Source organism: Pseudomonas sp. P4_C4 (assembly GCF_056402055.1).
On the sequence record NZ_JBFUID010000100.1, the window covers coordinates 1 to 13,646 of the forward strand.

Consider the following 13,646-nt stretch of genomic DNA (forward strand, 5'->3'; position numbering starts at 1 on the left):
CCCTAATGAGATGGTCAGCCCAGTACGGGAACCCCGTTAAATCTAAACTTACCGGGCTTCTCACTGATTTGCGGAGACCTCTCATGGATATCTTGGACTTGCTCGGCCTGGATATTGGAAAAAGCACCTTTCATCTCATAGGGCACGACCCCGAAAGGGACTGCTACGCAGTCCAACGGGAGCAAGCTCCCTCGCCACGGGTTGCCATCACTCACGGGAAAATTGTGCTGTCATGTGAACAATCCCATGAGAGGTCCCAAACATGACCCAAAACATCTACGACGACCCTAAATTCTTCCAGGGCTACAGCCAGATGGCCCGCTCCATCGGCGGTCTCGATGCCGCGCCGGAATGGCCTGCACTGAAGGCCATGCTGCCGCCAATGCAGGGTCTGAAGGTAGTGGATCTCGCTTGCGGCTACGGTTGGTTTTGTCGCTGGGCCAGTGAGCATGGCGCCGAAAGCGTGCTCGGCCTGGATGTTTCGCAGAAGATGCTGGAGCAGGCGCGCAAAACCAGATCCGCTTCGAACATCCGTTATGAGCGCGCCGATCTGGAGCAACTCAATCTGCCCACCGCCAGTTTCGATCTGGCCTACAGCTCCCTGGCGCTGCATTACATCAAGGACTTGCCGGGGTTGTTCGCCAGTGTCCACGCAGCCCTCAAACCCGGTTCGCATTTCGTGTTTTCCATCGAACATCCGATCTTCATGGCACCGCGTAATCCTGGCTGGATCATCGATGCCCAAGGCAGCAAGAGCTGGCCCGTGGACGCTTATCAGAGTGAAGGCGAGCGCGTGACCAATTGGCTGGCGGACGGTGTGATCAAACAGCACCGCACCATTGGCACGTTGCTCAACACGCTGATTGGCGCTGGATTCAGCATTCAGCACGTCGACGAATGGGGGCCGAGCGATGCCGAGGTGGCGGCGCAACCGGCCCTTGCCGAAGAGCGGGAGCGGCCCATGATGATGTTGGTCGGCGCTCAGCGTTGATGGATAAAAAAGGGACGGATAAGTCTGTCGCTTTTTCGCATCAGCGGGTTGCGACGATAAACAGTCGTGGGAACGGCAACAGCACCGAACCATCGGCCAAAGCCGGATACGCCTGTTCGATAGCCGCTTGATACCGCTTCAGATACTGCGCCCGTTCCGCTTCGTCCAGCGGGTCGAGGAACGGCCGCAACCCGCTGCCCTTGAACCACTCGACGACACCCGACGCACCGTCCGCGAGCGGATGATGATAGGTGGTGCGCCACACATCGACGCGGGCGCAGTGGGGCTTCAACATCGAGTAATAGCCACCGGCATCAGCCATTTCCGTGCGTTGCCCGGCAGCACCGGCCAGTTTGGTGGCCCAAGGGCCATGAGCTGCCACTTCGCGCATTAAACGGTGTGAAGGCTCATTGAGGTTGTCCGGCATCTGAATGCCCAAGGTGCCACCCGGTGCAAGCTTGTTCACCAGCGAAGGCAACAACGTCGCGTGATCAGGCAGCCACTGCAATACCGCGTTGGCAAATATCACATCGAACGGGCCAGTGCCGCTCCAGCTATCAATGTCCGCGATGTCGAAACGTACTTGCGGCAGACGCTTGCGGGCGGCTTCGATCATGTCGGTCGAACTGTCCAGCCCCTGCACCGAGGCGCCGGCAAAGCGCTCCACCAGCAACTCGGTGGAGTTACCAGGCCCGCAACCGATGTCGACGGCCGTACGCACGTCCCCGGCAGGAATGGCCGCCAGCAGGTCACGGGCGGGACGGGTGCGTTCATCTTCAAAAGCGACGTACTGTTTGGCGGACCAACTCATTGCGTTCTCCTGTCGGTGCGTTGTCCTCGGGCCGCTACGATACCGCGGCAAGCACCGCTAAAGGTTTCAGAAAATCACCTTTTCGGTCACGTCGAATTTTCATTCGACCGCCACTGTCTGAAAAATCCAACACAAAACCCCAAGCCGCATCTGGATCAGTGCCGAACAGAAAAACGGCGCGTGACCGAAATCCCGCGCCGTTCATGTTCAATCCTGGTGCTCAACTTTTGGCCTGCAATGCCTTGGCCATTTGCAGATGATTTTGCAATTTGGGCAGGGTTTCTTCGGCGAACGCCTTGATTTCCGGCACGTCGGTGGTCTGTGCTTCCTGCTGCAACTGATCGATGGCTTCCTGGGTGGTCTTCACCTGACTGGCTGCATAGGCCTCATCAAAGGTCGTCCCATCCATGGCTTGTGGCATCAGGGCTTTGGCCTTTTCGACAATTTCTTCGCGCGGGGCGACGGGCAAATCCAGTTGCCTGGCGATTTTCGCCAGGTGCTGGTTCGCAGTGGTGCGGTCGTTGATGACGACGATGGTGTAGTCCTTGACCTCTTTGGACTCGGATTTCTGGTGCGCCAGACGACTGGCTTCGATGTCGGCCATGCCTTTGGCCGAGGCTTCGTCGATGAATTCGGCGGATGACTGGGCAAAGACGCTACTGGCAAACAGCCCCAATAACGTGGCAAAACTGGCATTACATAATCGGGTGGCCATCCGGTTCATGGTCGCGCCCTCCTTGAAAAGTTCAAACGGGAGCTTTCGCCCCCGCTTCTCAATCAAAACCACCCGCATCCTTTAGCGGGATTTCTGACCGCCCTTGCGGCCCATGTCGGGTTTCGCCGGGTCTTTTTCGACGGTCGTGGTGGTGGTTTTCCCACCCTTGCGACCGGCTTCAGAAGCCTTCGTTCGATCGTTGGCGAAATTCCCCGAGTTCGAGTTTCTTGAGCTAGGCATGATTCTCTTCCTCTTGGTGATAGTCGCGGCGAGCTGTAGCCCCCATAGAATCTGAAGTTGCGCGTCCCAAAAGGTTTAGAAAATTATGTGGATACTACGACGAACGGTGCCTGGTTTTCAGACCAGTCGCAGGTGATGCTCGCGTTTGGCGCAATACATCGCTTCGTCGGCATGCCTGAACAATTGCTTCTCTTCGGTGCCGTGATCGGGGTATCGGGCGACGCCGATACTTGGCTGGATGTTCAGGCTGTGCCCGTCCAGACGCAGGGGCTGGACCAGGACCTGACGGATTTTCTCGACCACGATGTCGGTATCGTCCGCAGCGCGAATGCTGTGCAGCAACACCACGAACTCATCGCCGCCGATGCGTGCCACGGTGTCGGTTTCCCGCACGCAGCCCTTGAGCCGGTTGGCGACCGCTTGCAGCAGCATGTCGCCGACCGCGTGGCCATGGGTGTCGTTGACGTGCTTGAAGCGGTCGAGGTCGACGTACAACAGCGCCATGCGCCCGCGGTCTTCCCGGGCCACTTGCAGTGATGCCTTGAGCCGGTCGCGCAGCAGTTCGCGGTTGGGTAACTGGGTCAGTTGGTCGTACTGGGCCATGTATTGCAGGCGGGCATGCAGTTGCTTGCGCTCGATGGCGGTTGCGACCTGGGCGCAGACGTATTGCAGCAGTTCCTTGTCTTGCTCGGTGTAGCGCTCGCCGCCCGGAATGCTTTTGACGATCAACGCACCGATGGTGCCGTTTTGCGAGTTCAGCGGCACACCCAGCCAACACGGCGCGTTCTGCTCGGTTACCAGCGCTTCGAAGCCGGCAGGCGGTGTGCACTGGTCCGGGGTCAACAGGATCGGCTGCCCCGTGCGGATCACTTCGGCGCACAGGCGCCCGGTCATTGTTCCGGGCTGTTCGGGCTGTGGCTCGTGGTCATCGACGTGATAAGGGAAATTCAACTGTGCGCAGCGCTCGTCGTACAGTGCCACGGAAAAATTCAGTGCCGGCAACCATTCGCCGATGATCATGTGGATGCGTTTGAACAACGCCAGCAGATCCTCTGCCGCATGGGCCGCCTCGGAAATCGCATACAACGCTGCCTGCCGGGATTCGGCCTGCTTGCGTTCGGTGATGTCGCGGGCCACCGCGATGCGCAACTGATCGTCCTCGGACCAACGCGCCGACCAGAGGATGTGCACCACGCGGCCATCCTTGCGCAGGTAACGGTTTTCGAAGTTGAGCTTGGGCTCGCCACCCATGATTTCCCGGGCGGCATCGAGGGTTCGCTGGCGATCGGCCGGGTGCACCATGTCGATCATCGGCTGGCCGATCATCTCATCCGCGCTGTAGCCGAATATGCGCTCGCACGCCGCACTGACAAAGACGAAGCGGCCCTGTTTATCCACCGCACAGACGGCGTCCAGCAACAGATCGATGTAGCTCGCCAGCGGCGCGGAATTTCGGTTTTCCATGATTCAGCGTGGGTGTCCCGATAATGCAGCGCTTATCAATCATCCCTGCCCTGTCGACCTTGCATCCTTGTGATCATATTCAAGCCTTGTTCGGCATCAGCCCCGGCAACGCATGGACCAGCGCGTTAATGGCGAAACCGATGAACATCACCCCGCACAACCGGGTGATTGCCAGTTCATGACGCTGGTACAAGCTGCGCACTCGCCGCGCACCGACAACGCCAATGAGAATAGTGTAGGCGAGCAACCCGCCGACGAAACTCAGGGCGATCAGCGCCGGCAGCATTGACCAGTTGAGCAGTTCCGCGCGGCTCGACAACAGTGCCGTGAACGTCGCCACGGCCACCGGATAGGCCTTCGGATTGGTCAAACCGAACAGAATGCCGTGCCAGAACGGTTGCCGCGCCGGCCCCCGTGGCGCATCAGCGCTGCTGCGCCGGGCGCGCACCGCACGCCAGCCGAGCCAGAACAGGTACAGGCCGCTGAGCACACCGAGCACGTCGAACGCGGTACTGCCGATCTCCCGCGCACCGACAATCGCGATCAGCGCCGTACTGCACCAGATCACATCGCCGAGCAAATGCCCGCACAGAAACCCCGCCCCGGCCCGTCGCCCATGGGCCGCGCCAATGCCGAACACCGCCAGCACACCCGGCCCGGGGGTGATGCCGTAGATAAAACCCGAGGCAAGCACGGCCATTAGCAACGATGGGGTCATGGGGAGTCCTTTTGAACGGCTTGGTGAATGGTCGCCAGTCTATATCAGGTCATTGCCTGTCGACTGAAACATCTCGACAGACGAACGGGCTGGCCCCGCCTCACTGATGACGGTGTAGTATGTTGTATTACAAACCACTACATCGAGACCACCATGTCAGTTATGTCCCTGCGCATACCAGACGAAATCGCCGATACCCTCGCGAGTCTTTCCAAGGCAACGGGCCGCAGCAAATCATTTCTGGCCGTGGATGCGCTGCGTGAATACCTGGCCCGTGAAGCGTGGCAAATCGAGGAAATTCAGAAAGCCTTGAAAGAAGCCGATGAAGGTGACTTCGCGACACAAGAAGAAGTAAACGCAATGGCTGACAAGTGGACGGCGAATGCGCGTTGAGTGGTTGCGTACGGCGTTAAAGAATCTGGATGACGAAGCCGCCTACATCGCCATCGAGAATCCAGAAGCTGCAGCAGATTTTGTTCGAGCGATTCTCGCCAGTGTCGATCACCTTGCCCGATTTCCAGCGACGGGTCGTGAAGGACGCTTACCCGGTACCCGGGAATGGGTCATGCCTGATCGCCCCTATTTGATTCCCTACCGGGTTCGCCAAGGTCGGCTTCAGGTACTACGAGTTTTTCATACGCGTCGCCTGCCACCTTCCAATTGGTAAAGGCCATTTTAGAAAAGCTTCTAGCGTTCGATCCCCTCCCCAATCCTCCGATTCAACCAGTTCAACGCCTGATCTCCACCCCGCCGTGTATGCCACGCCAACACAAAAGTGAACGATGGAATGTGAAACGGCGGTGGCACGACAACCAATGTGGACTCATCGATATCGCGCAAGCCTCGCGACGCGACAGTGAGGATCAGGTCCGTTCCGCTGATGAGCTCCGGGGCGACGCTCCAGTGCGGCAGGCTGATGGCGACACGCCGGCGTTCGCGCAATGCGGTCAGCGCCCGCTCGATTTCCGGGGTGCCGCTGCCGCGCATCTCCAGCAGGACGTGGGGGCGTGCCAAATAAGTGGCCAGGTCGAGGGCTCCGTCGACGGGCAGGCTTTTGCGGTCCAGCAGGCAGGCGTAGTGCTCTTCGAACAGCGGCGTGCTGCGCAACTCGTTGGGCATTTCCGGGAATACACCGGCGGCGACATCAATGTCACCGTTCAGCACCCCTTCGAGCATGCTTTCGCGGCTGCCATGGCTGATTTGCAGGTCAATGCCCGGCGCTTCGCGGCGCAACGCTCGGATCAGCCCCGGCAGGACAATGGCGGCGCCGTAGTCGGACATCGCCAGGCGGAAGGTGCGCTGGGTGGTCGCGGGATCGAAGGCGTTCGGCGCCAGCAGCGCTTGCACCTGGGCCAGGGCTTCGGCCAGCGGTGCCACCAGTTCCAGCGCTCGCGGAGTCGGTACTAGGCTGGCACCGGCGCGCACCAGCAGGGGATCGCCGAGCAGGTCACGCAATCGCGCCAGCGCATGACTGACCGCTGGCTGGCTCAAGTGCAGACGCTCGGCCGCCCGGGTCACGTGTTGCTCGCTGAGCAAGGCGTCGAGGATTACCAGCAAATTGAGGTCGATGCGTCGAAGATCATTCATCTGCTGCATGTTCTGAATAGCAAAACGGAATTTAAATCTGCGCGACGAATACCCTAGAGTCCAGCAAAACCTGTTGGGGATCGATCATGAGTACGTTGCATTGGGTGAGTCTGTTGGTGCTGGCAATGATTGCCGGGGCGGTGGTGCCGTTTCAGAGTGCGATCAACGTCAATCTCGGGCGCGGGTTGGGCCATCCGTTGTGGGCGACGCTCGCCTCGTTGCTGGTGAGTGTTGTGGTGTTGTTGCCGATCATCGTTGCAATGCGCTTGCCGTTGCCGTCACTGGCGTTCATCAGCAAGGCGCCGCTCTGGATGTGGGCCGGTGGCGCGTTTGGGGTGTGTTTTATTTCCCTGGCGTTGGTGCTGCTGCCCAAGCTGGGTGCCGCGGGGTTCATGGCATTGGCGCTGGCGGGGCAAGTGGTGGCGTCGTTGTTGCTGGATCACTACGGCTGGTTTGGGTTGGTGGAGCGGCAGGTCACCTTGCCGAAGGTGTTTGGGGTGGCGCTGTTGATGGCAGGGGTGGTGTTGATTCAGTTTAGTGACGCTGCGCAAAAAGCGATGACAGCGAATTCTTGAAGATCAAAAGATCGCAGCCTCCGGCAGCTCCTACGGGGATGCGTGGTCCGAGCAGAAGCTGCCGAAGGCTGCGATCTTTTAAAACTTGTCGAGTGTGCGCAACTTCTGCGGCAACCCCCACAGCAACAGCGCCACCGCGATCAGTGCACAGACACCGATGACATACAGCGCCGGCGTGGTGCTGCCGGTCAGGTCCTTGATCCGGCCGACCATCACCGGGCTGACGATGCCGCCGAACTGGCCCAGGGTGTTGATCACCGCGATCCCGCCAGCAGCGCCCGCGCCGGCACCGGCCAGCAGTTTCGGCGGCAAGGTCCAGAAGCTCGGGATGGAGGCGATGATCCCGGCACCGAGCAGGCCCAACGCGACAATCAGGAAGGTCGTGTGGTTGGCGAAGATCCCCGCGCAGAAGAACCCGATCGCACCGACCGCCACCAGACCGGCGACAAACTTGCGGCGCTCGCCAGAAGCATCGGACAGGCGTCCAATCACCACCATGCTGATGGCACCGCAGATGTACGGGATGGCCGTCAGCAAGCCGATCATCACCGGACTTTCAGTGCCGGCGCTGCGGATCAGTTGTGGCGCCCAGAAATTCAAGCCGTAGGACGCCACCTGAATCAGGAAATAGATCAGGCCCAAGGTCAGGAAACCCGGAATCCTAAGTGCAGCGAGCAGCGAACCTCCGCTCTTGTGCGGCTCATGCTGGGCGATGCGGCTGGCCAGCAAGGTCTTCTCCGAAGGCGTCAGCCAATGGGCGTCTTCGATGCGGTCCTTGAGCAGGGTCAGCACCAGCAAACCGAGGCCGATGCACGGCACGCCACCGAGCAGGAACAGCCAGTGCCAGCCGCGCATTTGCAGCACTCCGTCGAGGTGTTGCAGCACAAGCCCCGAGAACGGCGCGCCCACCAGGCCGGCGAACGCCGACGCCAGGAACAGCATCGAGGTGATACGCCCGCGATAGTGCTGCGGGAACCACAGGGTCAGGTAGTACAGCACGCCCGGGGCAAACCCCGCCTCCATCGCACCGATCACGAAGCGCAGCACGTAGAACTGCCATTCGCTGTTGACGAACACCATGGCCGCCGTGGCCAGGCCCCAGGACATCATGATCCGGGCGATCCAGCGGCGTGCGCCGACCTTGTACAGCATCATGTTGCTCGGCACTTCGAAAATCACGTAACCGACCACGAACAACCCGGCGCCGAGGCCGTACGCGGTGTCGCTCAGGCTCAGGTCGGTCTGCAGCTGAAACTTGGCGAAGCTGATGTTGATGCGGTCGAAAAAGGCGAACAGGTAGCAGACCATGATCAGCGGCATCAGGCGCCAGGCGACTTTACTGACCAAGGCTTTTTCGGTGTCGTGGCTAACGGCCGGGCTCGCGCCGGCCTCCAGTGCATTCAGGCTCATTGCAGTTCTCCAGGCGGACTTCCCGTGGGTGTCCGATTGTTTTTGTTGTCTGGTTAAGGTGCTTTTTACTGTAGGAGCGAGCCTGCTCGCGATGACTGAGCCACATCCAACATTGATGTCGACTGCCTCACCGCTATCGCGAGCAGGCTCGCTCCTACAGGGGATTGGTGTCAGGTGGGGATCGGGTGCAGCTCACAATTGCGTCCGGCCTTGGCCAGTTGCCCCGGCACTTCATGGCCGAGCAGCGCCGGCATTCCTCGGGACAGTTTCAGCAGCAGCGGTAAATCGATACCCGTGTGGATGCCGACTTCATCGCACAGGTTCACCAGATCCTCAGTGCAGATGTTTCCCGATGCCCCCGGCGCAAACGGGCAGCCGCCGAGACCACCGAGGGCCGCGTCGAAGCGCCGGGCACCGGCCTCGTAGGCGGCCAGCACGTTGCACAGGCCGAGGCCGCGGGTGTTGTGAAAGTGCAGGGTCAGGTCCGTCGGGGACACCCGCTGCAGCACCCGGCGCACCAGTCGGTCGACCTGACGCGGGTTGGCCATGCCCGTCGTGTCGGCCAGGGTGATGCCCTGGATGCCGAGCTCCTGATAGGCCTCGACGATGTGCAGTACACGGTCCTCATCGATCTTGCCCTCGAACGGGCAGCCGAAGGTGGTGGCGATGCTGGCGTTGAGTCGCACGGCGCTGTCGCCGACGAACTGCACAATCTCGCCGAACGCGGCCAATGAATCTTCACAACCCATGCGCATGTTCGCCCGGTTATGAGTCTGGCTGGCAGACATCACCAGGTTCAGCTCATCGGCACGGCACGCCAGTGCCCGTTGCGCGCCTTTGAGGTTGGGGATCAACGCGACATAGATCACCCCCGGTTGCCGGGCGATGCCCTTGAACACCAGTTCGCCATCGCGCAGTGCAGGAATGGCTTTGGGTGACACGAACGAACCGGCTTCGATGCGGCTGAATCCGGCCTGCGACAATTGATCGATCAAGGCAATCTTGTCGTCGGTTTCAACCCAGGTCGGTTCGATTTGCAAACCGTCGCGCGGGGACACTTCCTGCACGATCAGGCTATCGGAATAATCAGTGATCATTGCACCACTCCTTCGACTTTCAGGCGTTCGATGTCCATCGCGGTCAGGCCCAATTGCGCGAGGATGCCGTCGGTGTGCTGGCCCAGCCCGGGGCCGGACCAGTTCACGCCGCCGGGTGTCTCGGAGAGTTTCGGCACGATGCCCGGCATCTTCACCGTGGCGCCACCGGGCAGCTCGGCATTGAGCAGCATGTCCCGCGCCTGATAGTGCGGATCGGCGACGATGTCGGCCACCGAATAGATGCGCCCGGCCGGGACTTCGGCGGCTTCCAGGGCGTCCAGTACTTCGTCGATGGGCAGACTGCTGGTCCAGTGGGTGATGGCGGCATCAAGCAGATTGCTTTTGGCCGCACGCCCGTCGTTGTGAGCGAATTCCGCCGCCTCGGCCAGATCGGCGCGGCCGATGGTTTGCATCAGGCGCTTGTAGATCGGATCGCTGTTACCGGCGATCACCACGTAGGCGCCATCGGCTGTCAGATACGTGTTGGATGGCGCGATGCCCGGCAAGGCACCGCCACTGCGTTCGCGCACATGGCCAAGCATGTCGTATTCCGGCACCAGGCTTTCCATGACGTTGAACACGCTTTCGGCCAGGGACACATCAACGATTTGCCCGCCGCCCTGCCCGGTCTTGACCCTTAGCAGCGACATCAGCGCACCGATCACCGCATGCAACGAAGCCAGGGAATCGCCAAGGCTCACGCCAACCCGCGCCGGCGGCGAACCTGGCGTGCCGGTGGTGTAGCGGATGCCGCCCATGGCCTCGCCGATGGCGCCAAAACCCGGACGATCGCGGTACGGGCCGGTCTGGCCGTAACCGGAAATCCGCACCAGCGTCAGGTTGGGATTGAGCGCGTGCAACACGTCCCAACCGAGGCCCAGTTTCTCCAGGGCGCCGGGGCGCAGGTTTTCGATCAACACATCGGCGCTGGTCGCCAGTTGCTTGACCAGTTCGATGCCTTCGGGGGATTTGAGGTTCAGCGCCAGGGACTTCTTGTTGCGTGATTGCAGGTACCACCACAACGAGGTGCCTTCGTGCAGCTTGCGCCATTTGCGCAGGGGATCGCCCTGGCCCATGGCTTCGATCTTGATCACCTCGGCGCCGAACTCGGCCAGCATGCGCGCCGCAAATGGCGCGGCGATCAGCGTGCCGATCTCGATCACTTTGATCGCACTCAAGGGGGCAGTCATCGCGGGGTACCTCTTGTTCTTGGAATATGCGCCAAGGCTAGAGGACAGGGGGCTCGGGAATCCAACCTTCAGTTAGCAACGGGCGTTCGCGAAATGCGAACGCTCGACAAGAGGATTATCGCGACCTTCAGTCCGCCATCGCGAGCAGGCTCACTTCTACAGTTGATTCGTGGCGATCACACATCCCCTGTAGGAGCGAGCCTGCTCGCGATGAGGCCCGCCCATTCAGCCGAGAACTATCAGGCTGAACCCCGCAAATGCTCAAACAACATCCGGCTCACCGGCGACAGCAACGCCTCGTCGCGCACCACCAGAATCAACGCCCGGTCCGACCACTCGTCCGTCAACGGCACCGCGTGCAAGCCCAGTGCCCGGCCAAACAATTCATAGGCCCGCTGCGGAAGGATGCCAATCCCCATGTTGGCCTGGATCATCCGGCACATGGCATCGAACCCTGGCACATGAATGCGCACCCGCAACACCTTGCCGGCCTCACGGGCTGCGGCATGGGTACGCATGTTGATCGAACTGGCGGCATGCAAGCCAACGTAATCACTGCCCAGCGTATCGGCGAACGCCACGCTCGACCGGCTCGCCAATGGATGATGGGGCGGCATCAACACCACCAGTTTGTCCTGGCGATACAGCACGCTGTGCAGGCCCTTGATGTCACTGTCGATGGAACAGATCCCGAGGTCGGCCACCCCGTCGAGCACGCCCTGAATCACCCCGGCGCTGGGCCGTTCTTCGAGGTCGGTCTTGACCTGTGGGTGACGCTCGGAAAAATCCCGCAGGTCCTCGGGCAAAAACTGAATGATCGCCGACAGGTTGGCGAGCATCCGCACATAGCCGCGCACACCGTGGCTGTGCTCGCCCAGTTCAAGGCCCATTTTTTCGACGTTGAACAACATCTGCCGGGCATGGTGCAGCAGGGTTTCACCGGCCGGCGTCAGTGACATGCCCTTGGCCTGGCGCACGAACAGACTGATGCCCAGCGCCTCCTCCAGCTCCATCAAGCGCTTGCTCGCCGCCGAGACGGCGATCGCTTCACGCGAGGCGGCACGGGTCAGCGTGCCTTCTTCATGGACGGCGACGAACAGTTGCAGAGTGATCAGGTCGAGACGGCGGATCAGGCTTTTTTGCAGCATCGGGTACTCGGCGAAGTCGGCTCAGGCAAAGTCGCAGCATAGCGTTCTTCGCCCGCGTCGTGCCGTGGTCCGGGCACCGGTCGTGATAAAGTCGCCGCCCACAGACCTTTTGCCGTGAGACGAAGACCGCAATGACCGATTTCCAGGATGTCGATGCCCAACTTGAAGACTGGAACGTCTTGCGCAACACCGCTTCGTTCAGTGGCTTGCTGGTGGGCAACGGCGCCAGCCGCGCGGTGTGGGACGATTTCGGCTACGAGTCGCTGTTCGAAAACGCCCGCACCGTTGAAGAAAAACCCCTGAGCCCGTCCGAGCTGAGCGTGTTCGATGCGCTGCAGACCCGCAGTTTCGAGCAGGTATTGAGCGCACTGAAAACCACCAGCCGGGTTAACAAGGCCCTGGCTGTCAGCTCCGCCGCCCCACGCAATCGCTATTACGCGATCAAGGAAGCGCTGATCAACACCGTGCATGCGCTACATATCCCGTGGCGGCTGGTGGTGCCTTCGACGCTGGCGACGATCAATCAGGAACTGACCAGTTATCGCACGGTGTTCACCACCAATTACGACTTGCTCTCCTACTGGGCGGTGCAACACCAACCTGGGGCGATTACCGACCTGTTCCAGGGAGGCGAACCCGGTTTCGACCTGAGCGACACGGCCACCGACAAAACCCGTTTGCTGTACCTGCACGGAGGCCTGCACCTGGTGCGCAACCAGGACGGCACGGCGCGCAAGCTGATGTCGACCGAGGGCACGTTGCTGGGCAATTTCGCCATCAACAACACGATCAAGACCCTCGACGACGTGCCGCTGTTCGTCAACGAAGGGCCGAGCGCGGACAAGCTCAAGACCATCCGCAGTTCGGACTATCTGTCGTTCTGCTACGAGCAACTACTCGGTCACGGCCAGGCACTGTGCATCTTCGGCCATGCGTTGGGGGAGCAGGACAGACATATCATCCACGCCTTGCGCCTGGCAAAACCGCAGGTGGTGGCGATCTCGATTTACCCGCGCAGCAAGCCGTTCATCCAGCATCAGAAGCGGCATTACGCGAAGGTGTTTGAGGGGACGGGTGTGGAGTTGAGGTTTTTTGATTCGAAGAGCCATGGGCTGGGTGGTCCGAAGCTGGCGGTTCCGGTCGAGGTTTAGCGGCGACGCAGCTGCCGCTATCGCGAGCAGGCTCGCTCCTACATTGGAATGCATTCCCCCACAGGGATTTGTGCTGGATTTGAAAGCTGTACTCAAAACACCGGCAACGTCTTGTCCTTGACCACCTTGGTCGAGCCGTTGGCCTTCACGCTGGCGATACCTTTCTCCATGGCTGCAGCGGAGGAATAGGCCTCGCTGCTGCCGATGATCTCGTGGTTGCCCGCCTTGAGGTTGAAATACGGATGGCCATCCTTGGTGGTTTTCTTCTCGTAACGTTCATCCAGCTGGCTGTTGGCCTGGACCGAGGCGATGCCTTTGTCGGCGGCAGCGTGGGTGGTGTACAGCTCGCTGGTCAGAATGGTCTCGGCGTTGGCCGCCTTGAGGACAAACCTGAACTGGCCATTGCTGCTTTTGCTCACTTCATACCATCCGGACATGCTCTTTCTCCTTGGCGATTGAGAGGTTGCGCGCTCCACAGTAAAGACCAGCCTGGTGTTTCTGTCGCCTGTACCGGCCCCATCGCGAGCAAGCTCGCTCCCACAGGTTCAG

The 13,646-nt window shown here is 60.6% G+C and carries 17 protein-coding genes; 5 read left to right on the forward strand and 12 right to left on the reverse strand.

The window, feature by feature from the left end; genetic code table 11:
- Positions 1-262 precede the first annotated feature (262 nt).
- The gene (locus AC1DXW_RS29810) at positions 263-991 is read left to right on the forward strand and encodes a class I SAM-dependent methyltransferase (protein WP_477760828.1); all 729 of its coding nucleotides are present in this window, start codon (positions 263-265) and stop codon (positions 989-991) included.
- Between the two features lie 40 nt (positions 992-1,031).
- Here the strand turns inward: AC1DXW_RS29810 and tam are convergent, their stop codons facing one another.
- The 6 genes from tam to AC1DXW_RS29840 form a co-directional block, all read right to left on the reverse strand.
- Positions 1,032-1,802, reverse strand: a complete 771-nt coding sequence (gene tam / locus AC1DXW_RS29815) for a trans-aconitate 2-methyltransferase (protein WP_477756548.1) — start codon at positions 1,800-1,802, stop codon at positions 1,032-1,034.
- A 34-nt stretch (positions 1,803-1,836) separates the two neighbouring features.
- Positions 1,837-2,007 carry a hypothetical protein gene (locus tag AC1DXW_RS29820; protein WP_477755360.1) on the reverse strand — a complete coding sequence of 57 codons (171 nt, stop codon included), beginning with the start codon at positions 2,005-2,007 and terminating at the stop codon, positions 1,837-1,839.
- A 15-nt stretch (positions 2,008-2,022) separates the two neighbouring features.
- Positions 2,023-2,526: a DUF4142 domain-containing protein gene (locus AC1DXW_RS29825; protein WP_477755359.1), complete on the reverse strand. Its 504-nt coding sequence runs from the start codon at positions 2,524-2,526 to the stop codon at positions 2,023-2,025.
- A 72-nt stretch (positions 2,527-2,598) separates the two neighbouring features.
- Positions 2,599-2,757, reverse strand: coding sequence for a KGG domain-containing protein (locus AC1DXW_RS29830; RefSeq protein WP_477755358.1), 159 nt, complete (start codon positions 2,755-2,757; stop codon positions 2,599-2,601).
- A 117-nt stretch (positions 2,758-2,874) separates the two neighbouring features.
- Complete coding sequence (locus tag AC1DXW_RS29835; protein WP_477755357.1) at positions 2,875-4,221, reverse strand: sensor domain-containing protein; 1,347 nt, start codon at positions 4,219-4,221, stop codon at positions 2,875-2,877.
- Positions 4,222-4,300: 79 nt separating this feature from the next.
- Positions 4,301-4,939 (reverse strand): LysE family translocator, encoded by a 639-nt coding sequence (locus AC1DXW_RS29840; protein ID WP_477755356.1) that lies wholly within the window; start codon positions 4,937-4,939, stop codon positions 4,301-4,303.
- A gap of 153 nt (positions 4,940-5,092) precedes the next feature.
- Between AC1DXW_RS29840 and AC1DXW_RS29845 the strand changes: the two genes are divergently transcribed.
- Positions 5,093-5,332, forward strand: coding sequence for a CopG family ribbon-helix-helix protein (locus AC1DXW_RS29845; protein ID WP_150727562.1), 240 nt, complete (start codon positions 5,093-5,095; stop codon positions 5,330-5,332).
- A complete protein-coding gene (locus tag AC1DXW_RS29850; RefSeq protein ID WP_477755355.1) occupies positions 5,322-5,606 on the forward strand; it encodes a type II toxin-antitoxin system RelE/ParE family toxin in 285 nt (94 codons plus the stop codon). Before AC1DXW_RS29845 ends, AC1DXW_RS29850 begins: the two co-directional genes overlap by 11 nt.
- A gap of 20 nt (positions 5,607-5,626) precedes the next feature.
- Here the strand turns inward: AC1DXW_RS29850 and AC1DXW_RS29855 are convergent, their stop codons facing one another.
- The gene (locus AC1DXW_RS29855) at positions 5,627-6,535 is read right to left on the reverse strand and encodes a LysR family transcriptional regulator (protein ID WP_477760829.1); all 909 of its coding nucleotides are present in this window, start codon (positions 6,533-6,535) and stop codon (positions 5,627-5,629) included.
- Between the two features lie 77 nt (positions 6,536-6,612).
- Here AC1DXW_RS29855 and AC1DXW_RS29860 point away from each other — a divergent pair, with 77 nt between their 5' ends.
- Positions 6,613-7,101, forward strand: a complete 489-nt coding sequence (locus tag AC1DXW_RS29860; RefSeq protein ID WP_477755353.1) for a DMT family transporter — start codon at positions 6,613-6,615, stop codon at positions 7,099-7,101.
- Positions 7,102-7,179: 78 nt separating this feature from the next.
- On the opposite strand, the gene AC1DXW_RS29865 is transcribed toward AC1DXW_RS29860, so the two are convergent.
- The 4 genes from AC1DXW_RS29865 to AC1DXW_RS29880 form a co-directional block, all read right to left on the reverse strand.
- Complete coding sequence (locus tag AC1DXW_RS29865) at positions 7,180-8,511, reverse strand: MFS transporter (protein ID WP_477755352.1); 1,332 nt, start codon at positions 8,509-8,511, stop codon at positions 7,180-7,182.
- Between the two features lie 170 nt (positions 8,512-8,681).
- Positions 8,682-9,608, reverse strand: coding sequence for a hydroxymethylglutaryl-CoA lyase (locus tag AC1DXW_RS29870; protein ID WP_477760830.1), 927 nt, complete (start codon positions 9,606-9,608; stop codon positions 8,682-8,684).
- Positions 9,605-10,798: a CaiB/BaiF CoA transferase family protein gene (locus tag AC1DXW_RS29875; protein WP_477755350.1), complete on the reverse strand. Its 1,194-nt coding sequence runs from the start codon at positions 10,796-10,798 to the stop codon at positions 9,605-9,607. The genes AC1DXW_RS29870 and AC1DXW_RS29875 overlap by 4 nt, the downstream gene beginning before the upstream one ends.
- 239 nt (positions 10,799-11,037) lie before the next feature.
- A complete protein-coding gene (locus tag AC1DXW_RS29880) occupies positions 11,038-11,946 on the reverse strand; it encodes a LysR family transcriptional regulator (RefSeq protein WP_477755349.1) in 909 nt (302 codons plus the stop codon).
- 131 nt (positions 11,947-12,077) lie between these two features.
- Here AC1DXW_RS29880 and AC1DXW_RS29885 point away from each other — a divergent pair, with 131 nt between their 5' ends.
- Positions 12,078-13,097, forward strand: a complete 1,020-nt coding sequence (locus AC1DXW_RS29885; RefSeq protein ID WP_477760831.1) for a DUF4917 family protein — start codon at positions 12,078-12,080, stop codon at positions 13,095-13,097.
- A gap of 92 nt (positions 13,098-13,189) precedes the next feature.
- Here AC1DXW_RS29885 and AC1DXW_RS29890 read toward each other — a convergent pair whose 3' ends face one another.
- Positions 13,190-13,534 (reverse strand): YegP family protein, encoded by a 345-nt coding sequence (locus tag AC1DXW_RS29890; RefSeq protein ID WP_477756052.1) that lies wholly within the window; start codon positions 13,532-13,534, stop codon positions 13,190-13,192.
- Positions 13,535-13,646 lie beyond the last annotated feature (112 nt).